Raw genomic sequence first — 26,003 nt, forward strand, 5'->3', positions numbered from 1 at the left:
CAGGGCTCACCAGCCCGAGCCAGCGCATCAGTGGCGCCAGAGCGACTCGTCAATCAGATCCTTGAGGCGCTGCAGCGATGAGGCATCCGAGGCGCTGAGCTCTAAGCTGGTGCGGAAACGGCCGGCCCAAGGAGCTGTCTGCACCACCCTTGCATAGAGATCACCGACATCAGGCAATCCCTGCTGAGGCGACAGACTGATCAGCACGTCTGATGCATCTGGGAGACCGAACGGAAGATCGGCACGCAGACCAAAGTAGCCGATATCGTTGATCAGACCCGGGATCGGCTCCGGGTGGATGAAGTGCCCGTCGACCTGGCGGAAGATCGCATCTAGGCTCACGCGGATGCGTGGTGAACGGCGCACCTCAATCGGCGGTACCACCAATCGATGTTCCGGAGCATCGACACCGAGCAGCTCATAGAGCTGGACCGGATGGCGAATCCCTTTGAAGCGCACGACGTTGACGTTACCAACCTCGATCAGATCTCCCGCGGCGGCACGGGTTGCCTCACTCATCAGCACCTGTCCGCGCAGCGCAAAGGATTCCATGCGCGATGCCAGATTCACCACATCACCGATTACCGTATATTCGCTATGCGCTGTTGCGCCGAAACTCCCTGCCACCAAGCTGCCGGTATTCACCGCAATGCCCGCGAAGATCTCGGGCAGTCCACGCTCCCGCGAATCCTGATTCAGCATCAACATGGCCCGCTGCATCTCTGCCGCACAGGCCAACGCCCGCACCGCATCATCAGCACGCGCCTGTGGAAGCCCGAACAGGGCCATCACGGCATCACCAATGAATTTATCAACCGCACCATCGAACCGCTGGATAATCTCGGTCATCGACGCGAACCAGCGATTCAGAACCTCGAGCATGGTCGCCATCGGCAGCGACGACATCAGCGCAGTAAACCCGCGAATATCGGCAATCAATACCGTCGCGTAGGCCTCAACCTGAGGTTGCGACTCGAGCAGAAAGGCATCGAGCAACGGATTGAGACGCTTCTCGAGCAGCTCACGCATCGCCTCTGGCCGCTCAGGCTGCGCGAGGCTTAGCAAGCCATCGGCCTCGAGTGCTCGAAGCAGCTGCTCAAAGCCGATGAAGAGCTGGCTCCGATTACGACCCTGCATGAGAACCAACCCTCAAGGGTGAGCCCCCCGAGCCCCTGCGCCCCTGATCGCCCGCAACATGCGCGAGCAAGGCCTCGATCTGCATCGGCGCTTCACTATTGAGAAACACAGCCTGTTGGTGCTCGGCATCGGTCAATGGCTCACGGCTCGCGATCTGCAAGCTGAGGACATCGATATCAGCATCCGAGGCATCAGCACCTTCATGGCTACGAGCATTGATTCGCTCGCGCAGGAGGTGCATCGGTGCCTGCATCACGAGGATGCGGAAAGGACAGTTCAATCTCTGCGCAAGGACGCGGAAAGCGGCTCGCTGCTGATACTGCAGGAAGGTCGCATCGACTAGGATACTGAACCCGGCCTCGACCAACTCCCTTGCGAGCGCAAGCAGCCGCGCATAGGTCTGCTCACTGACCTCAGCAGTGTAAAGTTGTGCGCGCTGCTGCACCGAAGGTTGCCCCTGGGGCGCCACTCCGCACAACCGTTTCCGCTCGACATCCGAGCGAATTTGGATGATCGGCAGATGCTCGCGCAAGCGATTGCCGATCCAGGTCTTGCCACTCCCAGAGAAGCCATGGGTGATAAAGAGCTTGGGCTGATGGCGACCCGTGCAGGTTTGGGCAAGCGCGAGATAGTGGCACAGAGCGGCCCGCGCACTGGGATCGCCCGCACGGGGATCGCACTCACGCGGATCAGATGAGCCATCCGGTGAAGCACTCGAAGCGCCAGCCGCGTCGGAAGGCGTTGATCCGCAGGGCGAGCTGGGCCTGGTTGTCTGCGCCGGATCAGCCTGCAGGATTCGGATCGCGCAGACCTTGGCCCGCACCAGCGCGCGGTAGACCTGATAAAAACGCAACAGACGCAGACCCGCGTAATCGCCGCTGACTTCGAGGTAGCCGTTGAGCAGCCGTCTCGCAAAACTGCTGTCGCCACTCTCAGCCAAGTCCATGGTCAAAAAGGCAACCTCGCTCATGGTGTCGATCCATCGCAGGCTCGCATTGAACTCGATGCAATCGAAGATGACCGGCTGCCCATCGAGCACGACAACATTGCCGCGATGCATATCGCCATGACATTCACGAATGAAGCCCTCGCGCCGTCGCTGCTCGATCACCGGACGTAGAAAGGCAAAGCGTTTTTGCGTCCAGCGCTCCAATCGCTGCAAGCGGTGACTGAGCACGCCTTGAGGATCATCGCAGCGCGCAAGCGCTGCGCGCAACGGCGCAAAGTTGTCACGCATCGGAGCCAAGATGGCGAGCGGATCGCCGTATGGGGTGTTTGGCGGCGCTGGAGCTAAACTGGCATGGAAGCGAGCAACGCGCTCAGCCAGACGATCGATCAGCACCTCATTGAGCGGATATTCAGTAAGCAACGCCTGCTGAGGGAAACGACGCATCCGGACGGCATAGTCGATCACCTCGCCCTGCCCATCGATGCGTATCCGATCGCCAACGCGCACCACGGCCACCACCCCGAGATAGAGCTGCGGCGCAAGCCGCCGATTGAGCCGCAGCTCCTCTTCGCAGTAGAAACGCCGCCGTCCCAGGGTCGAGAAATCGACAAACCCAAGCGATACAGGCCGCTTGAGCTTGTAGACAAAGTCGCCAGCCAAGAACAGCTGCGAGATATGCGTCGACAGGCCTTCGACTCGATCAACCGGATGCGGATAGGCAGCGGGGTCGAGCAGATCCGCCAGCGGCGATAATTCGGTTGCCAACATCGGCTTCAGACAGGGCTCAAACGAGCAGATGCCCGCCAGTGCCATCCACAGTGGCAACAGCCTGGATGCTTGCGGGCTTGCGGGAACAAACCCCGCTTCAATAGACTACGGCTCAATGCCTGAATCACGCTGTCCCTCTGAGGTTCATTAAGATGAGTATCGAACGTATTGTCTTCGCAGTCGCTGGCGCCTTTGTGCTGATTTCCGCCATCCTGGCTGCAACGCTCAGCCCACTGTGGCTCTGGTTCACTGGCTTCGTTGGGCTCAACCTGCTGCAGTCAGCCTTCACCGGCTTTTGCCCGCTCGCGGTCATCCTGAAAAAGCTCGGCAAGGAGCCTGGCCCCGCCTTCTAACCCCCTTGGTCAGATCAGCGCGGCCGCCGCCGCGCGATCGATCAACAGCCGACTTGTCGCTGCCGCCGCCACCTGGGCGATCGGCAGTGGCTTCGCCTCTGACCAAGCCTCGATCGCATCCGCTTTACCAGCCCCGGTCACCAGGATCAACAACTGTTCGCTCTGTGACAAGGCGCGCATGGTCAGCGAAACGCGCTCTGGTGGCGGCTTGGGCGCCTCATGCACGGGCATGGCGAGTCGCTCTTCAGGCATCGTTCGGCCGGGAAACAGGCTCGCGGTATGGCCGTCCTCGCCCATGCCAAGCAGTGTCAGATCAAACGGCAGTGACGACTTCAGGATGCGCTCATAGGCCTCGGCAGCCACTTCGGCTCCAAGCTCAGCAGGGATGGCGAAGACCTGCGCTCGGGGCACCGGCACCCGAGCTAACCAAGCCTGGTCGGCCGCAAGGCTATTGCGCTCCGGGTCTGCAACCGGAAGGCAACGTTCATCGCCGTGGTAGATCCACCAGCGGGACCAATCCGCTCCTGCATCCGCCAACAACGCATAGGCTGCCGTCGGCGTGGTGCCACCGGCCAAACAAAGCCGGAATCGGCCATGGCGCTGAATAGCGACCTGAGCAGCCGCCAGAATGTGTTCGGCCGCTGCCTTGGCGACCGCCGCTTTATCAGCGAAGAGCGCCACCTCAGCACCGGGCAAGACAAGGTTCTTAGAATCCATACGGCTCTCCGTCTATGGTCGGCTTCTCCGTGACGCACCCGCGTCCTCTGGGGAAGATGGTAAGCCGGAATCATGCAGAGGCACTAGCCCCGAACCCAAGAGAAGCGACAGAAGACGACTTGACCTGCGCCAAGGCATCGCGTAGATGTCGACAGACAACACTCTCAGCAGCGATGAGGAGAACCACCGATGGCAGAGACAATGCGCGACATCATGAATCCAGGTGCGGCCAACCATGACCCGCGCTTCCCGCAGGCTCCGACGGATTGGAGCCCTGAGGATGCCGAACGACAGGCCAGCAGCGAAGGGCTGACGCTGAGCGATGACATCTGGGAGCTTGTGCAAGCACTGCAGGCCTATTTCGCCAAAGACGAGCAGCCCAACACGCGCGCGCTCCATGACGCCCTTGATGAGCATTTTCACGAGCGCGGCGGCCTCAAACATCTCTACGAACTCTTGCCGGGCGGTCCCGTGGCGCAAGGTTGCCGGTTGGCTGGACTGAAGCCGCCGGCCGGCGCCGTCGACCACTCATTTGGTAGCGTCAAGTAGCCCTGTTGGTCAGGATACAGAGCGCTGTCGCCGCCGCCCGCGGGCGGCGAGGCGAGGGCTAAACCCGCAGGGATGCTGTGCCGCCAAAGACCCACCAAAAGGCAAGCTCACCCCTGTTCGCGCTGCCCGTCGACAGCCGATTGCCTCGCCGAACTGTGCCGATCGGTCTCCGCGTCTGGGAAGCGCCGTGCATCCTCGCTCTCCCCAACATCGGCATCCTCGTCCATGAGGATACGCTGGCCATCCCCCTCCAGATCATCGAACTGACCGCTGCGCGCGGCCCAGAACAGCACCCCCACCGCCACCAGCCCGAGTAGCAGCATGCCGGGAATCAGGCCATAAATGACTTCCATTGGCTAACCTCTGAGGTTGCTTCGAGACGGCAGCTGTCGGGTCCCCTGCTTGAACAGGCCCCGCAAGCGCGCCGAGTTACCAATCACCGCCAGCGAACTCAGCGGCATCGAGATCGCCGCAACCAGGGGCGTGATCAACGCCGCCATCGCCAAGGGCACCATGATCAGATTGTAGAGAATCGAGAGCCCGATGTTCTGCCGAATGGTCCTTAGGGTGCGTCGAGACAGCGCAGCGGCATCGCGCACGCGCATGAGCTCAGCGCTCATTAAGACGATGTCGGCACTCGCGATTGACACATCGGTGCCACTGCCAACGGCGATACCAACATCTGCACGGACGAGGGCTGGGGCGTCGTTGATGCCATCACCGACCATCGCCACCCGCTCGCCACGCCGTTGCAGGTCGGCGATCACTCGGTCCTTATCCTCGGGGCGAACATCGGCGATCACTTCAATCGTGCCCAGCTGCGCGGCGATGCGGCGCGCGACTGCCTCGCGATCACCGGTCAGCAGCGTGACGCGAATCCCATCGGCTTGCAACCGTTGCACAACCTCGACGGCATCCGCGCGCAAGCGATCGGCCGCCAGCAGCCGCAGGCGCTCGACCCCGTCGATGGCGCAGTGCAAGGTGGTGCCGAGAGGGGCGGCGGGATTCTCAGTTGCCGCCGGCGCCTGGCAGTCAATACCGTTCTCGCGCAGCCACTCGCCTGTCCCGATCACCAGCCGGCGCCCATCAACGTTGCCACTGATCCCCGCGCCAGGCTCAACCTGCACGCCGCGCACCTCAGCCGTTCCCAGCCCGATCCCAGCGCCTTTCGCCAGGCGCACCACCGCGCGCGCCAAGGGATGCTCGGAGACCCGCTCTAGCGCCGCCACCAGCCGCAATAATTCAGGTTGAGCATGAGCGAACGCCACAACGGCCGACCAACGCTGCCAGCCCGCCTCCAGTTCGGCCTGCTCACCTAGAGCGTCTAGCTCATCGCACTCAGCCGACTTTCCAAGCTCATCCAGCCCAGCTGGCTCAACAACCGCCCCGCGATCACTCGGCTTCGCCAATGCCGCTGGAGCGTCCGGCTCCGATGACCGAGCCTGCGCGCATGGCCCGACGGGGTCAGCCACCAAGGTCTGAACCTGAATGACTTCCGGGCGCCCCTCGGTCAGGGTGCCAGTCTTATCGAACACGAAATGGTCAATCGCGGAGAGTGTCTCCAGCACCGCGCCCTGTTTGATCAGGATGCCGTGTCGAGCACCGAGCCCGGAGGCTACCGCGATCGCCATCGGCGTCGCCAGTCCGAAGGCGCAGGGACAGGTGATGATCAGCACCGAGGTCGCCGCCATCAGCGCCGTCTCCAGATCACGGCCGATCCAGAGGCTAAAGGTGGTCAGGGCCAGACCGATGGTGAGCGCGACGAACCAGGGCACGATCCGATCGGCCAGTGACTGGATCGGCGCCTTACTCGACTGGGCATCCTCGACCAGCCGGATGATACGTCCGAGCGCGGTATCGCGCAGCAGACCGCTGACCCGCACCTCGAGCACGCCGGCGCCATTCAGGGTGCCCGCTGCGACCGCATCGCCGATGCCACGCTTGACCGGCTCGGACTCGCCAGTGAGCATGGCCTCGTTGACCTCGCTGCGCCCCTCACTGACCACGCCATCGGCGGGGATGGTCTCGCCGGGGCGCACCAGCAGGATATCGCCCCTGGAGACCGCCCGGATCGGTACCACGACTTCCTCGCCGTCGCGCAGGACGGTGGCGATCTTCGGTTGCAGATCCAATAGACGCTGGGTCGAGGCCATCGCCTGACGCTTAGACATCGCCTCCAGGAAACGCCCGACCAGGATCACGAACAGAAAGTTGACCACCGTATCCCAGTACACATGGCCTTGGCCGCCGACCGTCACATAGAGCGAGTACAGGTAGGTGATCGAGGCGCCGATCGCGATCGGCAGATCCATGGTCAGGGCGCCCTGCCGCAGACCAAGCCAGGCGCCGCGATAGAACGGCCAGCCAGAGTAGATCAGCGTCGGGGTGGCGATGGCGAAGCCGATCCAGTGGAAGAGACCGCGGAATTCACCCTCGTCGGCCCCCGCATAGAGCGCGATCGAGACCCACATCAGGTTCATCGCCGCGAAGGCGGCAAACGCCATGCGGAAGAGGAGCGCGCGGTTACCCCGCTTCAAAGCACCCTCGGCAGTCTCAGGATCGAAGGGCACCGCCGCGTAGCCGATCTCGCCCAGCCGGCCCAGTAGGCTCGACAACCGCTGGCGCGAGTTATCCCACTTCAGGCGCAGCCGGCGACCAGTGAGATTGACCCGCGCCTCCTCGACGCCAGGCATCTTGCTGAGCCCGGTCTCGATCAGCCAGACACAGGCCGCGCAGTGAATACCCTCGACATGCAGGTTGATCTCGCGCAGATCAGCGCTGGTATCGAGATAGGCGGACTGGACTGCATCCAGGTCGTAGAGCGCAAGCTGTTTCGGCGGCTCGGGCGGGGGTCCGAGCACCTCGCCTTGGGGCGTGCGCCGATAGAAGCCATCGAGGCCGGCGGCATAGATAGCCTCGCAGACCGACTTGCAGCCAATGCAACAGAAGCCGCGCTCGCCGCCGGCAACGCTTGCGGTCAGGGCTTCAGTGCCCGCAAGCGGCAGACCACAGTGGAAGCAGCGGTCCCCCGTCAGACCATCAGATCCAACCTGAACTGACATTGCCGAGACTGAGCCAACGATGGACCGCTGCCTCACCTCAATCACGGACGAGGCTGCTAATGATCAGCCACTCCAATGCGCTGGTCGAAAGCCACCTCCTGGCCATTGGTCTGGGCGGCAACCAAGGTATCCCAGAGACCCGCGAGCCCAAAGGTGACCTCCGCAGCGTAGCGTCCGGGCGCCTCTTCCACCATGGGCAAGGAGAAGTCGGCCGAAGGGTCCGAGGGGCGATAGGCGTAATAGGTCACCTGGTCCGGACGCACTGGCTGGCCGACCGAGTCAACGACATGGAAGCGCACCATCGTCGGCCTTTTTACCGCGACATCCGCCGGTGTATCCAAGCTCATCGTCCAGCCTGGCGCTTCCGCGCGCCTTGTCATCAGGCTGCGCTCCACATCACGCCCGCGCTCGTAATAATCGTCGACCACGAGACCGGGATTCGTCACGAATGCCAGTGTGATCATGGTTGCATTCACCACCAAGACAACCACGACCAGGCCAATCCAGCCCCTGAGCCAGGGGCTGCGCCAGGCCGACTCGGCACCCTGACCGACCGATGCCGTTGATACTTCACTCATTGTTTCGTCCACCGTTTCGGATGACATAAAACGCGCAGTTGGGGTCGGGCTCTCGGGCTCCAGCTCAGCGCGCAGGGCCGAAGAATGCACTCTCACGCTCTGCGGTAATCGCCGTGTTAGCGCCAAGCGTGGTTGTGGCATGGAAGGTAATCGGCAGGGTTTCTCCAGGGAGATCCGCGCGCTTGATCTTGACGAAGACGATCATGGGCGTCACCTCGCCAGACCGCGTGACTAAGGGCTCTTCAGCCCCCACCAAGGTGATCGGCACCGAAGTCTCCGCACTGATGCGCACGGTCAGATCCTGCTCGCTCTTGTTCAACACCTTCAGGGTGTACTTGTTTTGCACCGAACCATCTGAGAGTTGCACGAAGAGCGGAGCCCGCTCGTGCAAGACCTTGACCTCAATCGCCTCAAGACTGGAAAGACCGTACATGATCCCCGCCAGCGCCAGCGCCAAGATCCCCGTATAGACCCAAACTCGCGCTCGCATCAGCATCGGCTTGACCGGTTTACCCTCAATCTCATCGAGTGAGGCATAACGGACCAGACCCCGCGGCTTGCCGACCTTATCCATGACGGCATCGCAAGCATCGATACAAAGGCCACAGGTAATGCAGCCTTCCTGCTGCCCATTGCGGATGTCGACCCCAGTGGGGCAGACCGCAACGCACTGATTGCAGTCAACACAGTCGCCAACGGTCGGATTTGTGCCGGCCTGTCCCTTCTGCAGCCGTCCGCGAGGCTCACCACGCACCTCATCATAGGCCGGCACGATAGTGGACTTATCGAGCATCACGCCTTGGATGCGCGCATAGGGGCAGAGCCAAAAGCAGACCTGCTCTCGGAGCCAACCAGCCAATAGGTAGGTGCCAAAGGTGAACAGAGCCACTGAGGCGTAGACCGCAACATTAGCGTTGCCGACGAAGAAATCCCGCCATAAAGGCCAGGCACCATAGAACCAAGCAACAAAGCTGAAGCCTGTGAGAAACCCGATCAGCAGCCAAATCCCGTGCTTAACGACCTTGATCCGCAGCTTCCGTAAACCCATCGGCGCCTTGTCGAGCTTGCGCCGCTGCGGCGGGCTGCCCTCCAGCTTCTCTTCAATCCAGGTGAAGACATCTGTCCACACCGTTTGAAAACAGAAGTAGCCACAATAGGCTCGGCCCACCAATGCCGTGACCACGGCGAGCAGGATCGCGAAGAACAGCAACAGCAGCGAGAGCATCCAGAAGTCTTGCGGCAAGACGGTCACCCCGAACAAGTGATACTTCCGGTTCGGGATATCGAACAGCACCGCCTGACTGCCGTTCCAACGCAGATAGGGACCGAGGAAAAAGATCAGCCAGACCGAGGACGCGAGCCATTTGAAACGACGCCACCTGCCGGGCATGCGCTTTGCGTGGATGGTCTCCCCGCCGGTATTGACCTCCCAGTGATGGGCCTCGGCATAGAGTTCGTCCATCGCGGCGCGAGCGCCGCGCGCGGGAGTCTCATTCATAAGTACAACACCAGTTTCGCACGCGCTAGAACCTAGCCTTGCTGCCCTTACCCCTGATCATGGACGACTTCTCTTTCGGCAGAGTATCGCGCCATGAGCCTTAGCATCAGTATCGGGTCAGACCAACGCGCCAAGCTCGACATGACAGCAGAAAAAAGGGGGATGTCCTATCCCCCTTTTCCGGTCCCTTACCCTCCTCGACACCGATTAGGGCACAACCCAGCGTTACTGTTGCTCGCTCTTATGTCGTTCTGCATCTTCATGCATCAGCCTGATCACCTTAAAGACCAAATAGCCAATGATGATGATGGCGAGCCCCACGCTGATGATGGACCCCCAAAACACCGCATCTAGGTGCATGTCATCCTCCCTTTCATCTGATTTTAGTCGTTGCGTCAGAGCAGGCGATCACAGATCCCGCGCCTCGATCCACGTCGGCGTCATATCCACTGCGCAGAGCCATCCTTGGCACAGTAGATCAGGATGACAGATGACCTCGGGCTGCTACTGACCACCACCCAAGCTGTAGACGTAGACGGCCAGCTTTTTGATCTGGTCCGGCTCGAGCTTGCCTTCAAGATTTCCGACCGAGCCACCAAAGGCCGGCATCACCGCATCCCGGGTTTGCTCAACACCAGGTTGATTCACGCCGTAGCGAATCGTGTGCTTCGCACTCTCATAGCCACCAGGCTCAAAACGCCAAATGCTATCGGTCAGGTTTGCCGCCCCTACAGTGACGATGGTTCCATCCGGCAGCTCCGCCAGGATGCCGTCTGCCGCCTGGCCATGACAGGCCGTACAGCCTTTCTCGTTGAACAGCGCCCAGCCAGCCTCACTACCTTCGCCATCGTTGGCCAAGTCGACCGTGAATTGAGACAACTGATCGACTTCGGCCTCGGTCAAGATGTCTTTGTGGGCCGTCATCGCCCCCTTGCGGCCATTGGTGATGGTCTCAACGATCTTGTCGAGCGAGCCGCCGTAGAGCCAATCGTCATCGGCCAAGACCGGATAGCCTGGATTCCCCTGACCACCGCTGCCGTGACAAGCTGCGCAGTAATCGCCAAACAGAACCTTTGCCGATGCCAGGGTGTACTGCGTCAGACCCGGATCAGCCAGGATCTGTTCCGGCGTCATACTGGCAATTTGGGTCTCATACTGGGCGCGCACCTCCGCGACCTGTTCCATACCCTGCTCGAACTCCTTGATGGAGGTCCAGCCAAGAATACCCTTGGTAAACCCGCCGCCTTCTTGAGATTGCCAGGGCAAGACTGGGTACATCGGGTAGAGGATGCCGTAAAGGACAAACCAGGCGATCGACGCCCAAAGTGCAATCATCCACCACTTCGGCGGCGGATTGTTCAGCTCACGGATGTTGTCGTCCCAAAAGTGACCCGTGTTGTTTTCGCCTGGAAAGGGGTTATGGTCGGCCATCGTTATCTCCGAGGTCCTCGTGATCATCTTCAAACGGGATGTGCTTCCTGGCTTCGAGCTTGTCCCGATTTTTTGGCCGAAAGACCTGGAAGTAGGCCACGACCAAAAGCGCGAAGATCACAACCGTGAGAATCGTCCCGACCCAGTCGGTTGCCGTCATCGCTGCCCAATCGGTCTCGAAATAGTCCGAGAGGCTACTCACGATAGACCACTCCAGGATCGAGCTTTGCCATGGTGCCCAGGACTTGCAGGTAAGCCACCATGGCGTCCATACCCGTCTTGCCATGCAACAGCCCTGTAGCCGCCTCGATATCGGCATCGCTATAGGGTACGCCAATCGCACGTAGGCCCTTCATGTGACGCTGAATCTTACTCGGTTTAATGCGCTCCTCATCCAGCCAGGGATAACCGGGCATCACCGATTCTGGCACCACCGAGCGGGGATCACGCAGGTGCTGGCGTTGCCATTCATCGGAATACTTACCGCCTAGGCGGGCCATATCCGGCCCCGTGCGCTTGGAGCCCCATTGGAAGGGATGATCAAACATCGATTCCGATGCCAATGAATAATGGCCATAACGCTCGCGTTCATCACGGAATGGCCGCACCTGCTGTGAATGACAGAGATAACAGCCCTCGCGTTGGTAGATGTCTCGCCCGGCCAACTCCAAGGCCGTATAAGGGCGGATGCCATCACCGGGCTTCCAGTTCCAACTGGTTTCGATGGCTCGAGGGATACCACGACGCGGGTCTTGAACCAATTCGCCATTAGCTTTCCGCATGAAGTTGCCCTGCTCATCGGTCTTGAATCGCAGCGGATTACCCTGCTCATCGGTTTCGTAGGTCACCGACACAATAGGCGTACTCCCGGCCTCCTGCCAAACGATCTCAGGAAACCGGTTAGCTTCCTCAGTACTCTTCAAATAGAAGAGCGGGACGATCTCGACGATGCCACCCACCGAGAGCACGATCGCGGTCACGATCAGCAGCCCCCAGATGTTGCGCTCCAAGCGCTCCTGGATTCCTTTTGGTGGTGTGTTTTTATCAGCCATTTAACCTTTACTCCTCGGGATTCGGCGGTTGCGATTAGGCTTAGGCGGCAGCTACGGCTGGCGTGCCCCGCGCCTCACGCAGACTCCCCGCAGTCACGGATTTACGCACCGTCATCAGCACGTTAAACAACATGACAATCGCCCCGAACAGGAAGATGCCACCGCCAACCGCACGCATCGCGTAGTAGGGATGCATGGCGGCGACCGATTCGACAAAGGTGTAGGCCAGGGTGCCGTATTCGTCATAGGCACGCCACATCAGGCCTTGCATGATGCCGGATACCCACATGGCGACCACATAGATGACGGTGCCAATGGTGGCCGTCCAAAAGTGCAGGTTAACCAGCTTTTCGGACCACATCTCGGTATGCCACAAGCGCGTCATCAGATGGTAGATCGCACCGATCGAGATACCCGCAACCCAGCCCAAGGCGCCGGAATGAACATGACCGATGGTCCAATCGGTGTAGTGCGAGAGGGCGTTGACGGTCTTCAGTGACATCACCGGCCCTTCGAAGGTCGACATGGCATAGAAGGCCAGCGCGATGATCAGAAAGCGCATCACGTAGTCGGTGCGCAATTTATCCCAAGCGCCCGAGAGGGTCATCATGCCGTTCACCGCGCCACCCCAGGATGGGATGATCATTGCGAGCGACACCGCAGCACCCAGCGAACCGGTCCAGTCTGGTAGCGCGGTATATTGCAGATGGTGCGCGCCGAGCCAGACGTAACCGAACATCAGCGCCCAGAAATGGATGACGGACAACCGATAAGAGTAAATTGGGCGATTCGCCTGCTTCGGCACGAAGTAATACATGATGCCGAGGAAGCCAGCCGTGAGGTAGAAGCCGACCGCGTTATGGCCCCACCACCACTGGATCATCGCGTCCTGCACGCCGGAGAACAGACTGTAAGATTTCATCAGCCCGACCGGGATCGATAGGCTGTTGACGACGTGCAAATAGACGATCATCACCATCATGCCCAGGAAGAACCAGTTCGACACATAGATGTGCGATGACTTCCGGTTGGCGATGGTCATGATGAAGTTGAAGGTGAACGCCAGCCAGACCACGGCGATCAGGATATCGATCGGCCACTCAAGCTCGGCATACTCTTTCGACTGAGTGAAGCCCAGGGGCAGCGTGATCACCGCCAGGACGATGATGAGGTTCCAGCCCCAGAAGGTGAACCAGGCCAGCTTGTTGCTCCAGAGGCTGACGCCGCAGGTGCGCTGGACCGTGTAGAACGCAGTACCCATCAGGGTACAGCCGCCGAAGGCGAAGATCACCGCATTGGTGTGTACGGGCCGAAGCCGACCGAAAGAGATGTAAGGATTATCAAAATTCAGAAACGGCCAAGCGAGCTCGGACGCGATATAGACACCGACGCCGGCCCCTACCACCAGGTAGACGACGGCCATGATCGTAAACCAGCGGACGACCTCAAAGTCGTATTTTCGCTCCGCTGCATAGTCGGCTGTGGCTTCCATAGACCCCCCAAACAGGCTGGGAAAAAGAGAGGTGACTGGGCACTCCAGCCCGATATGTTGATGGTGTGCCGCCCCGTGGCACCTGACCGCGCAATAAGACTGGATCGATTGCGTAATGTCAAGGCAAAGCAGGCCAGCGGACAGGGCCGAGTGTGGCGTTTGACCCCGGTTTAGCTGATCTATGTCAACTCAGCAAGGCCAACGACCGCAATCCATAACCTTTTATTTTTTATGGATATTTAGCGCCAGAAGACCGATCAGCGGTAGGCACAACGGGCGTCCAAAACAGCCCAGCCAATAACTGAGAACGAGCCTTGGTCATGAGGTCATCCTGGGAGCTTGGGAGCACAGCCAACCCCCCGCTCACTTGAAAAACGACTCGAGCGAAAACCCTTCTTTCTCTAGGATATCGCGCAGCCGGCGCAACGCGTCCATCTGGATCTGCCGTACCCGCTCGCGCGTCACACCAAGCTCCTGCGCCACGCGCTCCAGCGTCGAATGCTCATAGCCATGCAAACCGAACCGACGCTCGACCACCTCACGCTGTTTCTCGTTGAGCTTCTCAAGCCAATGATCGAGGTTGGTATGGATATCGACGTCCTGGATGTCATCGCTGGGATCATGGGCCGCCTCATCCTGAAGCAGATCCACCAGCGGCTTGTCGGCGTCTTTGCCGTATGGGGTATCCACGGAAGTCGTTCGCTCGTTTAGGCCGAGCATGCGCTTGACCTCGGCGATCGGTTTGTCGAGCAGCTCTGCCACCTCCTCGGTGGTAGGCTCGTGGTCAAGCTGCTGGGAGAGCAGGCGCGTCGCCTTCAGGTAGACGTTGATCTCCTTCACGACATGGATCGGCAGGCGCACCGTGCGCGTCTGATTCATGATCGCGCGCTCGATGGTCTGGCGAATCCACCAGGTCGCATAAGTCGAGAAGCGAAAGCCGCGCTCCGGGTCGAACTTTTCGACGGCACGGATCAGACCGAGGTTACCTTCTTCGATCAGGTCGAGCAGCGGCAGCCCGCGATTGAGATAGCGGCGCGCAATCTTGACCACCAAGCGCAGATTGCTGACGATCATGCGCTGTCGCGCCGACTCGTCGCCCTGCTGAGCCAATCGCGCGTAGCGCACTTCCTCATCCGCCGAGAGCAGCTTCGACTCGCCAATCTCGTTCAGATATAGGCGCGTTGCATCGAGCTCGGTATCGCTAGCGGCATAACGCTTGTTCGGTGCATCCGATACCTGCGGCAACCCGGCCGCTGGATGATCAGCCTCTGACAGCTCATCCTCATCTGGCGTGTCGGTTTCCGGCAGGTCTGGATCGTCCTCATCAGCGTTCTCGCCGTCGATCAGGATCTCGTCCTCATCGGGAAGCGCGTCCCCGTCCGGATCCTCTTCCGGTGTCACCGCTGACATGAATCCCCCCTGGGTGCGGCCGCTAGGCTCATCGTGACGCTGGTAAGAACAGCAGCGGATCAACGGTTGCGCCGTCGCGACGGATCTCGAAGTGCAACATTGGTCGTCCATCGGCTGCCTGGCCAACCTCGGCGAGCTGTTGCCCGCGCTTAACCGAGGCTCCTTCACTGGCGAGCACAAGGCGGTTGAAGCCATAAGCGCTCAGATACCTTGGACTGTGCTTGACGATAATAAGATTGCCGTAACCGGCGAGTCCACTGCTACCGCTGTAGACCACCTCACCATCGGCGGCGGCAGTCACCGGCGTGCCAGCCGCTGCAGCAATCCGAATCCCCTGCCGGGTGCGATCATTCGATCGATATTCCTGCACCAACCGACCCGAGACAGGCCAAGCCCAAGTCACCCCCGAAGCGCGCGCCGCACTGCCAGGCTTCGCCGACGGACTCGCCAGGACACCGGTGTTGGCGCTCGCCTTGGACGCCGGCTTTGGACTTGGCGGCTTTGGACCAGTCTTTGGGCCTGCATTAGCGCTGCTGCGAGCAGCCACCTTGCGTGTGCCCCCCCCCGCCTTGACGCCACGCGGTGGCTCGATCCGGAGCAACTGACCGGCATAAATCGGATAAGGCGCACCGAGATTATTCCAGGCCGCGAGCTTGCGCATGCTGATGCGCTTATCCTCAGCGATCTCGCTCAGGGTATCGCCGGAGCGGACGCGATAGAAACCCGGTGGCGCCGGTCCATAGACGCGATCCTCAACCGGTGCGAAGCCGCGACCAGCACAACCGTCCAGCATGAGTACGAGCACGAGCAACAGGGCCGCCGAACGTGCCCAGAACCGACCAAAACGTCGCAGAAAGCACAGCGGAGCGACCACAACGCACACCAGAGTCAATGCAACAGTAGCACCAGGCCAAGCCAGTACCCGAGCAGCCCGCCAGCGGCCAAGGTCAGTGTTGTCAGAAGCGCAAACCGCCTGCCTTTCGTTAGCTGCGCCCGACCTATCGGAGCGAGCATCACATCCGGCATCACATCCGGCAAGAGGGCAAAGAACCTAAACTCGGCCAATCGCAATGCTCTCAGATGCCTAGCGGCATCGGGAGGGCACGACCAGACCATCACCGGGTGGAACATGGCCGAGAAGAAACGCATCAGGCAAGCCCCCCGAGTAAAGGCACAAAGGACACAGGCTCCAGCACCTCGTGCTGATACCCGGAACGCTGGCCGCGACGCTTCTTGAGCAAACGCACCAGCACCTGGCCGCGCCCACAATCGATCGGCAGCACCATGCGCCCGCCGGGCGCCAACTGCTCGGCCAGTCGGCGCGGAATGCCGCTGGCAGCGGCCGTCACCAGAATCCCGTCGAACGGAGCATACTCCGCCCAACCTGTACTGCCATCAGCATGGCGCAGCCGCACGTTGCGCAGCTTCAGCGCCCGCAATCGCTGCTCGGCACGGGCCTGCAGCGAGCTGATCCGCTCAATGCTGTAGACCCGCCGCACCAGCGCCGCAAGCACCGCGGTTTGATAGCCAGAGCCAGTCCCCACCTCCAACACCGTCTGCACGGGACCGGCGGCGAGCAACGCCTGGGTCATGCGCGCGACCATGTATGGCTGCGAGATGGTCTGTCCCCAGCCAATCGGCAATGCCGAATCCTCATAAGCGTGGCTTGCCAGCGCCTCTTCGACGAACAGATGGCGCGGCAACTGACGCAGCACCGCGATCACCAGATCGTCCTCAAGACCAGCCGCCAGAAGCCGCTGCACCAGCCGCTCCCGGGTCCGTAGCGAGGTCATGCCGCTACCCGCAGCCGTTGAGTCGCGCGCCCGCGCAAGCTCGCTCACAGCGTCTCCAACCATCGCCCCAACGGCTCAACCGCCTCGTGGCGGGTCAGATCGATCTTCAAGGGGGTCACCGAGACATAGCCCTGGCGAACCGCATAAAAGTCGGTGCCCTCGCCTGCATCCTGCTCCGGCCCAGCCGGACCGACCCAGAACATAGGTCGCCCGCGAGGATCGAGGATGCGCTCGATCGGCTCGGCCTTATGCCGATGACCCAGCCGCGTCGACCGGATGCCGCGCAGCTCCGACAGGGGCAGATCGGGAACATTGATGTTCAAGATGGTGCTCCCTGTCATCGCATGATGACTGAGTCCAGCAATCAGCCGCGTCGCCACCGCAGCAGCGGTGTCCAGGTACTGCGGCTCATGCGAGTCGATGGAAATGGCCAAGGCCGGCAGGCCCAGAAAGCGACCCTCGGTCGCTGCCGCAACGGTGCCGGAGTAGATCACATCGTCACCCAGATTTGGGCCGTGATTGATCCCCGCGACGACCAGGTCAGGCTCCTCCTCGAGCAGACCGGTAATAGCCAGATGCACACAGTCCGTTGGGGTGCCATTGACACGGATGAAGCCGTTCTCGAGCCGCTCGGCGCGAATCGGCACATCGAGCGTGAGCGAGTTGCTGGCGCCACTGCGATCACGGTCTGGCGCCACCACCGTCAGCTCACCGAAGCGCAATAGCGCATTCGCCAGGGCTTGGAGACCGGGTGAGCGATAGCCATCATCGTTACTGAGGAGAATCTTCATAGGCATCGGGCGAACAACCAGCACTTGCGCCAGTTTGCTACATTCTCGAATCGGCACGGCGACAACGCGAGAAAAAAAGTGAAAAACCGTCTTCAGGATGCTGATTATGCGCTCTTTCGCGCCGAAGTCGAAGATGCGATTCCGCTCGACAAGGAGATTGCCGAGCCATTCCGCGAACGGCCCAAGCCGATTCCGCGCCCGCGCGTCGAAGAGGCGCCAGTCGAAGACCCACAGCACCTGCCTGAGTCGGATGTCGAAACCCACGACTATCTGGAATTTATGCGCCCGGGCCTACAGAAGCGGGTCTTCCTCTCATTGCAACGCGGTCAGATTGAGCCGAGCCTCGAGCTCGATCTGCACGGACTCACCCTGCGCTACGCCGGTGCTCTGCTGCAAGACTTTCTGGCCGATTGCGCCGCTCGGCATCTGCGCTGCGCAAAGATCATCCACGGCAAAGGCCGCGGCTCGGCACAACGCCAACCGGTGCTGAAGTGCAAGGTCAACTACTGGCTGCGGTTGCGTCCAGACGTGCTCGCCTTCTGCTCCGCCCCTCGATTTGACGGCGGGACCGGCGCCGTTTATGTGCTGTTGCGCAATCCAGAAAAGGCAAAACGACGGCGCTAGCCGTCGCTGATATCCAGGGTCATGCGGAGCCCAACGGGCAGAACCCAAGGGTCGCGAGCAGGCACCAGGTAAAGTCGTGCGGGCACAAGCCCGCACCCAGCGCAAAGAGATTAGCTCAGGATCTCACCGTCGTAGTCGGCGATGCCAGGGTTACCCTTGACGTTCTTCAGCTTGGGCGTGTTGAGCTTCTCAAGCTTGACCGTCTTCACATCGCGCAGATAGGTCGCGACCGTCTCCCAGATCGGCTCACCCGGCGACTGACTGCCAACGGTAGCCCAACCGGCGACCACATAGGTCTTATCGGCCTCGATCTTGGTACCATCGTCAAGCTGCATCTCGGTGATGCGATTCCCCATGCCAGCCGTCGGATCGCAGACATAGTCAAGCCCTCCGACACGGACCATGTCACCACCCTGCTGCACATAGGGGTCCTTGTTGAACAGATTGTCGCAGACGTCTTCCAGGATGATCTTGATCTCAGCACCGGTCATCTCCCGGCGATAGGTCTCCGGATAGGTGATGCAGGTCTGATCCATCACATGATCCATGGTGATCTTCTGCCCAGGCAGCACGCTAGTGCCCCAGCGGAAGCCGGGCGAGAGGCTGATCTGGGCATCATTCACCTTGCGCAGCGCGTCGCAGATCACCTGGTCGAAGGTGCCATTGAAGTTACCGCGGCGGTAGAGCACCTCTTCGGCCGTCGCCAGCTCCTCGGTCAATGTCTCCAGATGAGGCGCACGCTGCTCCTCGATGTACTTGACCATCTCGGCGTTCGGCTCAAGCAGATTCGAGAACACTGGCAGCAGCCGATAGCGATAGTCGCGGAGCTTGCCGTTCTTGACGTCGAGATCCATGACGCCGAGGTACTTGGTGTTGGAGCCGGCATTGGTGACCAAGGTTTTGCCGCTGGCGTTCTCGATGATCGAGGGTGCCGGCATGCCATCGTGGGTATGACCGCCAAAGATCACATCAATACCCGTAACGCGCGAGGCCATCTTCAGATCCACGTCCATGCCGTTGTGCGAGATCACGACCACCAGATCCGGCGATTCCTCGTCGCGCACCTTGTCGACGAGCGCCTGCATGCGCTGATCTTGGATACCGAAGGTCCAGTCTGGAATGAAGCGCTGCGGGTTGGCGATCGGCGTATAAGGGAAGGCTTGACCGATCACCGCAACGCGCGAGCCGCCCACCTCCTTGATCACATAAGGATTGAAGGCAAGCCCGGCTTCCTCCTGGAAGCCACTGAAGTCCTCGAAGCGATAATCAAACAGGGCCTCCTCCCGCACCGCCACGTTCTGCGCCACGAAGTCGCCATTGAAAGCCTCGATGTTCTTGATCACCTCCTCATCCAGGTAGGTGAACTCCCAGTGACCGGTCATCACATCAACGCCGAGCCGATTAGTCGCCCCAACCATATCCATGCCGCGCGTCCAGTAAGCAGTGCCCGAGCCCTGCCAGGTATCGCCGCCGTCCATCAGCAGGGTATTCCCGTCGCCGCGCTCGGCGCGGATGCGATCGACTAGGGTCTTCATGTGCGCAAAGCCACCGATGGTGCCGTATTTCTCAGCGGCCTCGGCGAAATTGAGATAAGAAAAGGCATGCGCCTGAAGGGTGCCGGGCTCGATGCCGAAGTGCTGCAACAGCGCATCGCCAACCAGATGCGGAGCCTTACCAAAGGCCGGACCGAAGCCCAGGTTGACGTTCGGCTCGCGAAAGTAGACCGGGTTCAGCTGCGCATGACAATCGGTCATGTGCAGCAGCGTCAGATTGCCAAACTTGGGCACCTCATACAGATCGCTCGGCTGCTTGGCCTCGGCGAACACCGAGCGCGGCAACAGGCCAGCGGCACCGGCCAGGCTCAACAGACGGACGAATTCACGGCGAGAAATAGTCATTGGGGTACGATCTCCTCCTAATACTGCTTTGCTTATCGACTCGCCGCTATCCGCACAGGCTGATGGCCCACCCGGGACGACTGATAGCGGCCATAGTATGCGCGTGGGCTACGCCGGATTGCCATTCAGCAAAGCCCTCCCCCAGACTAGGGACTTTCTGCTCGAGGCCGTTCACCATGCCTTGAGCGTTGATGAACATCGCCGTGCCCATGCGCTACAACGCGACATCACTGGTTGACCGGTGACTCCGGATCGAGCAGATAGGCCATGATGTCGGCGATCGACTGCTGATCTAGGTAGCCGCTGGGACCGAACCTCGGCATATTGGTGCAGGGGAAGGCCGAGTGCGAGTTGTAGATCACGTCATAGGTGTACTTCTTGATCGCCTCGCTATCGCCGCGAATCCTTCCGTAGCCCACCAGGCTTGGGCCAATACTGCCGCCGGTGCGATCGGTTCCGATCTGATGGCAGTTATAGCAGTTGCCGCCAACATCGTTGTTCTCGTGATCATCCATGCGGTGTCCAATTCGGAAGCCATAGCCGGACCAAGCCAGATCACGACCGCGCTTCCAGTCACCAAGCTGGATGCCCTCTTCTGGATAAACGATGGTCTCGCGCGCCTGCTTGCTGACCTCGAGCAGGGTTTCCATGTCTGGCCGAACTCCACCGATACTTGAGCAGGTGTTCTGTATCTCGTCCTGCACCATACGCTGGCGCGCTGTCCCGCCTTCCTGAACCTCTTGATCGAGCTTGAAACCGCCGGCCTCGAAGATCAGGTACTCGGCAAGCTCCTCGGGGGTCATCTTGGTGTAATCAACCTCCTCAGCAACGAGCGCACCGAGGGGGATTGAGAGCGCGGCAAGGCCGATGACCATGCACCCTAGAATCATCTTGTTAGGCATCATTAGAATCTCCTCTTGGCGTCGATGATCAACGCTTCATATCTGACAGGATCGCGGGCTGCCCGCGGGCCGCGTCGGTCCAGTAGCTCAGCATGGCGATGCTTGCGTCAGAGCCGGCAACCGGGCTTGCTTGACGCATCTGCCAGTAGCAACCGCGTAGGCGGTGTTGGCTGCTGCGGACATGGTCGTGGCCGACGCGGAACGCTGGCCAGGAGATGGCCTTGGTCCATTCCTCTGGAATGTTCTTATTCGGCAACACCGAGGCACGGATGCGCTTTCCAGTCTCGGCATGGCAGGTGCTGCAGGCAAAGTCTGCCTTGCCGGCACGGCGGTAGAACATGACCTCGCCAGCATCGCGCAAGGCCTTCTCCAGCGGATGATCCATCGGTGGATTCCAGGCGAAGCCACTCGACTGGCTGGCAATATAGGTCTGCAGCTTCATATGATCAGTATCACTGCCATGACGCTTTGTCACCGCAGGATCATCCGCAGCAAAGCCTTGCAGCGTGATCATGCAATGCACCAGGCGCGTCTCGAGATCCATCACCTTGCCGGTGTCTTCAAAATAACGCGGCAGCTCGGCATAGGCCCCTTCCAACACGCCAGGTCCCTTGCCAAAATCGCACTCCTCGAGCGAAACAGTGTTCGGCCCCCGAGGCTCGGTAAATAGGGCTTCGCCATCCTCTGCGGTCCAGATCGCTGGGCTATCAGCCATCATCATCAGGTTCTGGTCGCTCTGCGCTAGATAATCCGAGCCGGTGCGATTGATCAGCCCTTGCAGCACATCGAGCGGTTCTTGATAACTGCCCACGGCGGCTTTCGCTGCCTCGCCCGCCGCCTTGCGCGCCTCTTGCTTGGCGAGTAACTCCATCGCCATCGCATCCTGACGCTTGGCCCAATTCGCGTATTGCAACGCCCGTGTGTACTGACGCGAGGGCAACACCGACTCGGCCTGCTCGATCATCTCGTTGGTAGGACTTTCGGCGACACCTGCGGCGATCGCCTCCTCGCGCATCTGCTTGGCCTCGGAGATTGCGGATTCGGCCTCTTCACGCGTCGTCGCCCAGACCGTCAGCGGGATCAACGCCACGAGCAGTAGCACCAACGCCGCCCGCCCTAGACGCCGTGCGCGCCCGCCCGGCAGATGCAACTGTTGATCTTGATTCGCAGCCTGACCGGAGACTTGGTGACGCGACCGGAGCGGCATTGGCAGTAACTTTCGTAACATTGAAACCTCGTATCCACTGAATGGTCTTTCTTGATCTCAGCTCGGGTAGAGCACCCTGAACGCCGCGCTATCCTGCAAATACCCAAGTGCGCATGTCAAGAAATAACAGAACATTAGAATGTTATCAATCAATGATCCACTGCGGACTTGACCGCCCTGATCACCTATAATTGCTTGTTATCTGAAAGCTTACCCAGGTTGCCACAGTCCTAAAGCAAGCGGTCTCAGTCTAAACTGTCATCCCCTGAAACACGCGCTTCATCGTCCGGGGTGGCGACGCGCCATGTACGTCAGACTCAACTTAAAGGAGCACGCGCCTTGATCATCCGTCCCACCTTCGCCCTCGCCTCGCTGCTACTCATCGGCCAGTTCGCCCAAGCGGAGGACAACAAGATCACGCCAACGCTTGAGCGCGTCGACGTCAGCCACCAGGGCACAACCCTAACGGTCACCCGCGGCGCGGACCGCCACGCGACCCTGCCGGAGATGTTCCAAAAGACCGAGCGCGGCTGTCCGCCTTTCTGTGTGCAGCCGATGCAAGCGCTCCCTGGCGTCGAGACCATCGGCGAGCTCGAGGTTCTGGACTACCTGAGCCGCATCCACCAGGGCGACGACTCCATCCTCGTCATCGATTCACGCACGCCAGATTGGGTGATGCGCGGCACCATTCCGGGCGTGGTCAACATCCCTTGGAACAGACTCAACACCGATCCTAGCGGCAGCCTGCAACAGGCCGGCGAGGCCGAGGACCTCGGACAAATCCTGACCGAGCAATTTGGCGCCAGCCAAGACCCAAGCAGCGGTCAATGGCGATTCGAGAACGCCAAGACCCTGGTCCTTTTCTGCAACGGCATCTGGTGCGCACAATCGACCGCCAACCTCAAGACCCTGGCCGGATTCGGCTACCCGGTCGACAAGCTCAAATGGTACCGGGGTGGAATGCAGGACTGGCTCAGCGTTGGCTTGACCGCCGTCAAGCCTTAGCTCGGATCGAGTCTAGGCAGACGCTGAGCTGAACCCCCAGCTCGCTTCCAACATCAACCGGCTAGGTGCTGCTTGCGGCGGCTGCCGCAAGACCAGAAGGCGCCGAAGGAAAGCGCCCAACGTCTTCAACCCAAAAGATGTCTGAGTCCAGGCATCGCGCATCGCCCTTTCAAAGCGCCGATGTCCTCATCGGCGCTTTTTTGATGCTGCTCTATCCACTCCACCCCTTGCGCATCAGATTCTCCACATCCCGCCGAGCCAGCACCGTCGCGCAGTCACGCCAGGCATCCTCGCTGGGTTGGAGGCTGTCGTTGTAGCGCAGGTCGAAGCCGGTCGCTTGGCGGCGTTCTTCGATGTACTGGTCCATCTTCTCGCCCAGGGTCTCGATGTCGTCGATCCAGTCATCACGGATGGTGTCGGGCAGACCGCCGAAGAGGTCATAGCGGTTGCGCATGCGCTCGGAGAGCGCGGGCATAGACCACATCATCGACGGTGCCCTGGTGGACCAGGTTCAGCATATCCACGCTGGAGGCCATGGTCGGGAGCGGCGAGCGCAGCAGTCGCCAGCCGAACTCGAGCCCCTCGACCTGCATCTCGCCACAAAGAATCGGCAGCACATCACTCGCGCTGTGCCAGGGCGCAAAGTCATGACCGAGGACGAAGCCGTTGCTCCCCCGGTGCAACACGCGCATCAGATCCCAGAGATCCTCGGCGCGGGTCTGAATCGGCGTCGCGGTGCCGAGCAGGACATGCTCAGCGCGGTTGGCGACCGCGAACATGAAGGTCAGCAAGGCATTCGGCTCGCCGGCCTTGGCGCCGATGCCCTGGCGCGAGCGCGCCTTGTGCGCCTCATCGAGGATCACCAGCGTGAAGCTGATCCCGAGCAGCACCTCCTTCTCGCGCGACGGCTGGATCATCAGGCCGGTGGAGACGATGCCGATGCGTAACGGACAGCGGGCGATCTGCTCCGGTCCGCTGGGGGAGATGGCCCGCTCCTCGTAAGCGTCCGGCGAACTACCGGATTGACGGCTGCTGATTGAGGTCGTCCATTTTTAGATTGTGCGGCAGCAGCGCCGCGATGGCCTCGGGCGTTTTCGCCGCGGGCAGATGCTCGAAGAGATGGTTCAGGTACGCCCAAGGCTCGAGGCCATTCGCCTTAGCCGTTTCGACCAAGCTGTAGAGCAGCGCACTGGTCTCCGCCCCCTTCGGACTGCCGGCGAAGAGCCAATTCTTGCGGCCAACGACAAACGGCCGGATCGCGTTCTCGGCGCGGTTATTGTCGACCTCCAGATGCCCATCCTCGAGGAAGGTGATCAGGATCGGCCATTGGCCGAGCGAATAGTGGATCGCCTGCCCAAGCAAACTCTTCGGTGCCGCGCGCGCGGCGGCCTTGTCCAGCCAGCGGCGGATACGCATCAGGATCGGGCGGCTGTGCGCGTTGCGCTCACGCTGGCGGGTCGCGGCATCGGACTCGCGCACGCGCCGCTCCACGGCATAGAGCTCACCGATCAGCGCCACCATCTGCTGGGCGGCACTGGTATTGCGGCCACTGGCGGCCTCGACGAATTTGCGGCGCACATGCGCCCAACAGCCCGCGTGATCGATGATCTCCGGCGCCGTGGCCAAGACCTGATAGGCACTGTAGCCATCGGATTGCAGATAAAACGGCGACGCTGGATCGGCATCGCTTGGGAACAACACCCGCCGCGGGACCTCAGCGCCGCGGCTCGGCGCGTACTCGAACCAGCGGATCGCGATCCCGGGTGGCCCGCCACAGAAGGCCCACATGTAGGACGGTTGCGTCGGGTCGCGTCCGGGCTCATCGAGCACCTGCAGCGGGGTCTCATCGATGTGAACCACCGGCCCCTGGGTGAGCAGCCCTTTGAGCGCTGCGGCCACCGGCTGGAGCGGGTCGTTGAGCCCGATCAGCAGCCCGGCCATGGTCTGGCGGCTGAGCTCAATGCCCTCGCGCGCGAACAGCTGCTCCTGGCGATACAGCGGTAGCGCATCGACAAACTGATGGGTGACGATCTGCGCGATCAGCGAGCTGTGGGCGAGCGACTTGGGGATGATCGACGCGGGACGTGGAGCGATCTTCACTCCCACCTCAGCGCCGGGCACCGCATCGTTGATCGGCACGTATTTGGCCCGCTTGTACTCAATGACGTCGTACTGACGGGGAATCACGGCCAGCTGCTCGGCGCTGTCATAACCGATGAAGCGCCAGTCCTCACCCATCGCCGCTTTGATCGCCTCGGGCAGATCGAGGAGGCGCTCCACCCGCGGTAGATGGCTGGGTAAGCGCCGACGCACGGGTTTGCGCTTTGCCTTGGTCTTTGGGGGCTCGTCGGTGTCGTGGGTCTCGGGTGGCGTCTCGCGGGCGAGCGCCTCTTCGAGCTCACCGATCAGCGCTTCGAGCTCGGTCTCATCGAACAGGGCGAGCTGGCTGTCGGGAATCTGATCGGTGCTAGGGCCGAAGCGCTTGCGGCGCAGCAGTTCGATGGTCTCGAGCAGCTGATCGATGTACGTGCGGTGTTGCGCCAGGGTGGTGGCTTGCTGCTCCAGCCGCTCAGTTTGCTCGGCGCGCTGCTGCTCGGACTGGGCGAGTTGTTCGACCAGTTGGTGGATGATCCCGTGCAGCTGGGAGGGCTCATCGGGCAGCGTGTGGGCGACCGTTTGCATGGTCGTTATTATACTGGTTTTGCCCGATAAAACGAAGACTTATCGCACTCAAATCAGGTCAAACTGAGCCCGTTTGTGGGCCTGCACACGGCCCGGCTCGAGCCC

The 26,003-nt window shown here is 60.9% G+C and carries 26 protein-coding genes; 4 read left to right on the forward strand and 22 right to left on the reverse strand.

Translation table 11 applies throughout. The features are described from left to right. Positions 1-27: 27 nt before the first annotated feature. Together VBE63_RS10145 and VBE63_RS10150 are read right to left on the reverse strand one after the other, a co-directional pair. Complete coding sequence (locus VBE63_RS10145; protein ID WP_323682906.1) at positions 28-1,137, reverse strand: adenylate/guanylate cyclase domain-containing protein; 1,110 nt, start codon at positions 1,135-1,137, stop codon at positions 28-30. Continuing rightward, entirely contained in the window at positions 1,124-2,854 is a 1,731-nt protein-coding gene (locus tag VBE63_RS10150) for an AAA family ATPase (protein WP_323682907.1), read from the reverse strand. Before VBE63_RS10150 ends, VBE63_RS10145 begins: the two co-directional genes overlap by 14 nt. A 152-nt stretch (positions 2,855-3,006) precedes the next feature. On the opposite strand from VBE63_RS10150, the gene VBE63_RS10155 reads away from it, so the two are divergent. Next, a complete protein-coding gene (locus tag VBE63_RS10155; RefSeq protein WP_323682908.1) occupies positions 3,007-3,207 on the forward strand; it encodes a DUF2892 domain-containing protein in 201 nt (66 codons plus the stop codon). Positions 3,208-3,216: 9 nt separating this feature from the next. On the opposite strand, the gene pgl is transcribed toward VBE63_RS10155, so the two are convergent. Continuing rightward, complete coding sequence (gene pgl, locus VBE63_RS10160; protein ID WP_323682909.1) at positions 3,217-3,924, reverse strand: 6-phosphogluconolactonase; 708 nt, start codon at positions 3,922-3,924, stop codon at positions 3,217-3,219. 189 nt (positions 3,925-4,113) lie between these two features. Between pgl and VBE63_RS10165 the strand changes: the two genes are divergently transcribed. Beyond that, entirely contained in the window at positions 4,114-4,473 is a 360-nt protein-coding gene (locus tag VBE63_RS10165) for a TusE/DsrC/DsvC family sulfur relay protein (protein ID WP_323682910.1), read from the forward strand. 107 nt (positions 4,474-4,580) lie between these two features. On the opposite strand, the gene ccoS is transcribed toward VBE63_RS10165, so the two are convergent. The 13 genes from ccoS to surE all read right to left on the reverse strand — a co-directional run bounded on the left by ccoS (position 4,581) and on the right by surE (position 17,580). Further along, complete coding sequence (gene ccoS, locus VBE63_RS10170) at positions 4,581-4,826, reverse strand: cbb3-type cytochrome oxidase assembly protein CcoS (RefSeq protein WP_323682911.1); 246 nt, start codon at positions 4,824-4,826, stop codon at positions 4,581-4,583. Positions 4,827-4,829: 3 nt separating this feature from the next. Further along, a complete protein-coding gene (locus VBE63_RS10175) occupies positions 4,830-7,535 on the reverse strand; it encodes a heavy metal translocating P-type ATPase (RefSeq protein WP_323682912.1) in 2,706 nt (901 codons plus the stop codon). A gap of 56 nt (positions 7,536-7,591) precedes the next feature. Further along, a complete protein-coding gene (locus VBE63_RS10180) occupies positions 7,592-8,113 on the reverse strand; it encodes a FixH family protein (RefSeq protein ID WP_323682913.1) in 522 nt (173 codons plus the stop codon). Positions 8,114-8,177: 64 nt separating this feature from the next. Beyond that, positions 8,178-9,611, reverse strand: a complete 1,434-nt coding sequence (gene ccoG, locus VBE63_RS10185; protein WP_323682914.1) for a cytochrome c oxidase accessory protein CcoG — start codon at positions 9,609-9,611, stop codon at positions 8,178-8,180. 225 nt (positions 9,612-9,836) lie between these two features. Next, positions 9,837-9,971 (reverse strand): hypothetical protein, encoded by a 135-nt coding sequence (locus VBE63_RS10190; RefSeq protein WP_323682915.1) that lies wholly within the window; start codon positions 9,969-9,971, stop codon positions 9,837-9,839. Positions 9,972-10,115: 144 nt separating this feature from the next. Beyond that, positions 10,116-11,042, reverse strand: a complete 927-nt coding sequence (ccoP, locus tag VBE63_RS10195) for a cytochrome-c oxidase, cbb3-type subunit III (protein ID WP_323682916.1) — start codon at positions 11,040-11,042, stop codon at positions 10,116-10,118. Next, positions 11,029-11,244, reverse strand: coding sequence for a cbb3-type cytochrome c oxidase subunit 3 (locus tag VBE63_RS10200; RefSeq protein WP_323682917.1), 216 nt, complete (start codon positions 11,242-11,244; stop codon positions 11,029-11,031). The genes ccoP and VBE63_RS10200 overlap by 14 nt, the downstream gene beginning before the upstream one ends. Continuing rightward, on the reverse strand, positions 11,237-12,094 hold the full coding sequence (gene ccoO / locus VBE63_RS10205; protein ID WP_323682918.1) for a cytochrome-c oxidase, cbb3-type subunit II: 858 nt from the start codon (positions 12,092-12,094) through the stop codon (positions 11,237-11,239). The genes VBE63_RS10200 and ccoO overlap by 8 nt, the downstream gene beginning before the upstream one ends. Before the next feature lie 40 nt (positions 12,095-12,134). Then, complete coding sequence (gene ccoN / locus VBE63_RS10210; RefSeq protein WP_323682919.1) at positions 12,135-13,586, reverse strand: cytochrome-c oxidase, cbb3-type subunit I; 1,452 nt, start codon at positions 13,584-13,586, stop codon at positions 12,135-12,137. A gap of 363 nt (positions 13,587-13,949) precedes the next feature. Beyond that, the gene (rpoS, locus tag VBE63_RS10215; protein ID WP_323682920.1) at positions 13,950-14,996 is read right to left on the reverse strand and encodes an RNA polymerase sigma factor RpoS; all 1,047 of its coding nucleotides are present in this window, start codon (positions 14,994-14,996) and stop codon (positions 13,950-13,952) included. Positions 14,997-15,024: 28 nt separating this feature from the next. Further along, positions 15,025-15,870: a peptidoglycan DD-metalloendopeptidase family protein gene (locus tag VBE63_RS10220; protein WP_323682921.1), complete on the reverse strand. Its 846-nt coding sequence runs from the start codon at positions 15,868-15,870 to the stop codon at positions 15,025-15,027. Positions 15,871-16,144: 274 nt separating this feature from the next. After that, on the reverse strand, positions 16,145-16,789 hold the full coding sequence (locus VBE63_RS10225) for a protein-L-isoaspartate(D-aspartate) O-methyltransferase (protein WP_323682929.1): 645 nt from the start codon (positions 16,787-16,789) through the stop codon (positions 16,145-16,147). A gap of 44 nt (positions 16,790-16,833) precedes the next feature. Then, a complete protein-coding gene (gene surE, locus VBE63_RS10230; RefSeq protein ID WP_323682930.1) occupies positions 16,834-17,580 on the reverse strand; it encodes a 5'/3'-nucleotidase SurE in 747 nt (248 codons plus the stop codon). A 78-nt stretch (positions 17,581-17,658) separates the two neighbouring features. On the opposite strand from surE, the gene VBE63_RS10235 reads away from it, so the two are divergent. Then, the gene (locus VBE63_RS10235) at positions 17,659-18,204 is read left to right on the forward strand and encodes a Smr/MutS family protein (protein ID WP_323682922.1); all 546 of its coding nucleotides are present in this window, start codon (positions 17,659-17,661) and stop codon (positions 18,202-18,204) included. A 110-nt stretch (positions 18,205-18,314) separates the two neighbouring features. On the opposite strand, the gene soxB is transcribed toward VBE63_RS10235, so the two are convergent. The 3 genes from soxB to soxA form a co-directional block, all read right to left on the reverse strand. Further along, a complete protein-coding gene (soxB, locus tag VBE63_RS10240) occupies positions 18,315-20,102 on the reverse strand; it encodes a thiosulfohydrolase SoxB (protein ID WP_323682923.1) in 1,788 nt (595 codons plus the stop codon). Positions 20,103-20,329: 227 nt separating this feature from the next. After that, positions 20,330-21,004, reverse strand: a complete 675-nt coding sequence (soxX, locus tag VBE63_RS10245) for a sulfur oxidation c-type cytochrome SoxX (RefSeq protein ID WP_323682931.1) — start codon at positions 21,002-21,004, stop codon at positions 20,330-20,332. 28 nt (positions 21,005-21,032) lie between these two features. Then, on the reverse strand, positions 21,033-21,875 hold the full coding sequence (gene soxA, locus VBE63_RS10250; protein ID WP_323682932.1) for a sulfur oxidation c-type cytochrome SoxA: 843 nt from the start codon (positions 21,873-21,875) through the stop codon (positions 21,033-21,035). Between the two features lie 675 nt (positions 21,876-22,550). Here soxA and VBE63_RS10255 point away from each other — a divergent pair. Next, on the forward strand, positions 22,551-23,216 hold the full coding sequence (locus VBE63_RS10255) for a rhodanese-like domain-containing protein (protein WP_323682924.1): 666 nt from the start codon (positions 22,551-22,553) through the stop codon (positions 23,214-23,216). A gap of 211 nt (positions 23,217-23,427) precedes the next feature. On the opposite strand, the gene VBE63_RS10260 is transcribed toward VBE63_RS10255, so the two are convergent. The 3 genes from VBE63_RS10260 to tnpC form a co-directional block, all read right to left on the reverse strand. Beyond that, a complete protein-coding gene (locus VBE63_RS10260; protein ID WP_323682925.1) occupies positions 23,428-23,691 on the reverse strand; it encodes a hypothetical protein in 264 nt (87 codons plus the stop codon). Further along, a complete protein-coding gene (locus VBE63_RS10265; RefSeq protein WP_323682926.1) occupies positions 23,654-24,133 on the reverse strand; it encodes a hypothetical protein in 480 nt (159 codons plus the stop codon). The genes VBE63_RS10260 and VBE63_RS10265 overlap by 38 nt, the downstream gene beginning before the upstream one ends. A gap of 97 nt (positions 24,134-24,230) precedes the next feature. Next, complete coding sequence (tnpC, locus tag VBE63_RS10270; RefSeq protein WP_323682927.1) at positions 24,231-25,898, reverse strand: IS66 family transposase; 1,668 nt, start codon at positions 25,896-25,898, stop codon at positions 24,231-24,233. Between the last annotated feature and the right edge of the window lie 105 nt (positions 25,899-26,003).

Source organism: Lamprobacter sp. (genome assembly GCF_034860625.1).
Classification (GTDB): Bacteria; Pseudomonadota; Gammaproteobacteria; order Chromatiales; family Chromatiaceae; genus Lamprobacter.

Coding starts and splice junctions, on each gene's coding strand:
- ccoP (WP_323682916.1), bottom strand. CDS start 11,042: ATGGCCGACCATAACCCCTTTCCAGGCGAAAACAACACGGGTCACTTT.
- VBE63_RS10265 (WP_323682926.1), bottom strand. CDS start 24,133: ATGATCCAGCCGTCGCGCGAGAAGGAGGTGCTGCTCGGGATCAGCTTC.
- VBE63_RS10180 (WP_323682913.1), bottom strand. CDS start 8,113: ATGAGTGAAGTATCAACGGCATCGGTCGGTCAGGGTGCCGAGTCGGCC.
- VBE63_RS10190 (WP_323682915.1), bottom strand. CDS start 9,971: ATGCACCTAGATGCGGTGTTTTGGGGGTCCATCATCAGCGTGGGGCTC.
- pgl (WP_323682909.1), bottom strand. CDS start 3,924: ATGGATTCTAAGAACCTTGTCTTGCCCGGTGCTGAGGTGGCGCTCTTC.
- soxX (WP_323682931.1), bottom strand. CDS start 21,004: ATGCCTAACAAGATGATTCTAGGGTGCATGGTCATCGGCCTTGCCGCG.
- ccoN (WP_323682919.1), bottom strand. CDS start 13,586: ATGGAAGCCACAGCCGACTATGCAGCGGAGCGAAAATACGACTTTGAG.
- surE (WP_323682930.1), bottom strand. CDS start 17,580: ATGAAGATTCTCCTCAGTAACGATGATGGCTATCGCTCACCCGGTCTC.
- VBE63_RS10145 (WP_323682906.1), bottom strand. CDS start 1,137: ATGCAGGGTCGTAATCGGAGCCAGCTCTTCATCGGCTTTGAGCAGCTG.
- soxA (WP_323682932.1), bottom strand. CDS start 21,875: ATGGAGTTACTCGCCAAGCAAGAGGCGCGCAAGGCGGCGGGCGAGGCA.
- VBE63_RS10165 (WP_323682910.1), top strand. CDS start 4,114: ATGGCAGAGACAATGCGCGACATCATGAATCCAGGTGCGGCCAACCAT.
- tnpC (WP_323682927.1), bottom strand. CDS start 25,898: ATGCAAACGGTCGCCCACACGCTGCCCGATGAGCCCTCCCAGCTGCAC.
- VBE63_RS10150 (WP_323682907.1), bottom strand. CDS start 2,854: ATGTTGGCAACCGAATTATCGCCGCTGGCGGATCTGCTCGACCCCGCT.
- ccoG (WP_323682914.1), bottom strand. CDS start 9,611: ATGAATGAGACTCCCGCGCGCGGCGCTCGCGCCGCGATGGACGAACTC.
- ccoS (WP_323682911.1), bottom strand. CDS start 4,826: ATGGAAGTCATTTATGGCCTGATTCCCGGCATGCTGCTACTCGGGCTG.
- VBE63_RS10175 (WP_323682912.1), bottom strand. CDS start 7,535: ATGTCAGTTCAGGTTGGATCTGATGGTCTGACGGGGGACCGCTGCTTC.
- VBE63_RS10260 (WP_323682925.1), bottom strand. CDS start 23,691: ATGCCCGCGCTCTCCGAGCGCATGCGCAACCGCTATGACCTCTTCGGC.
- VBE63_RS10155 (WP_323682908.1), top strand. CDS start 3,007: ATGAGTATCGAACGTATTGTCTTCGCAGTCGCTGGCGCCTTTGTGCTG.
- soxB (WP_323682923.1), bottom strand. CDS start 20,102: ATGACTATTTCTCGCCGTGAATTCGTCCGTCTGTTGAGCCTGGCCGGT.
- ccoO (WP_323682918.1), bottom strand. CDS start 12,094: ATGGCTGATAAAAACACACCACCAAAAGGAATCCAGGAGCGCTTGGAG.
- VBE63_RS10225 (WP_323682929.1), bottom strand. CDS start 16,789: ATGACCTCGCTACGGACCCGGGAGCGGCTGGTGCAGCGGCTTCTGGCG.
- rpoS (WP_323682920.1), bottom strand. CDS start 14,996: ATGTCAGCGGTGACACCGGAAGAGGATCCGGACGGGGACGCGCTTCCC.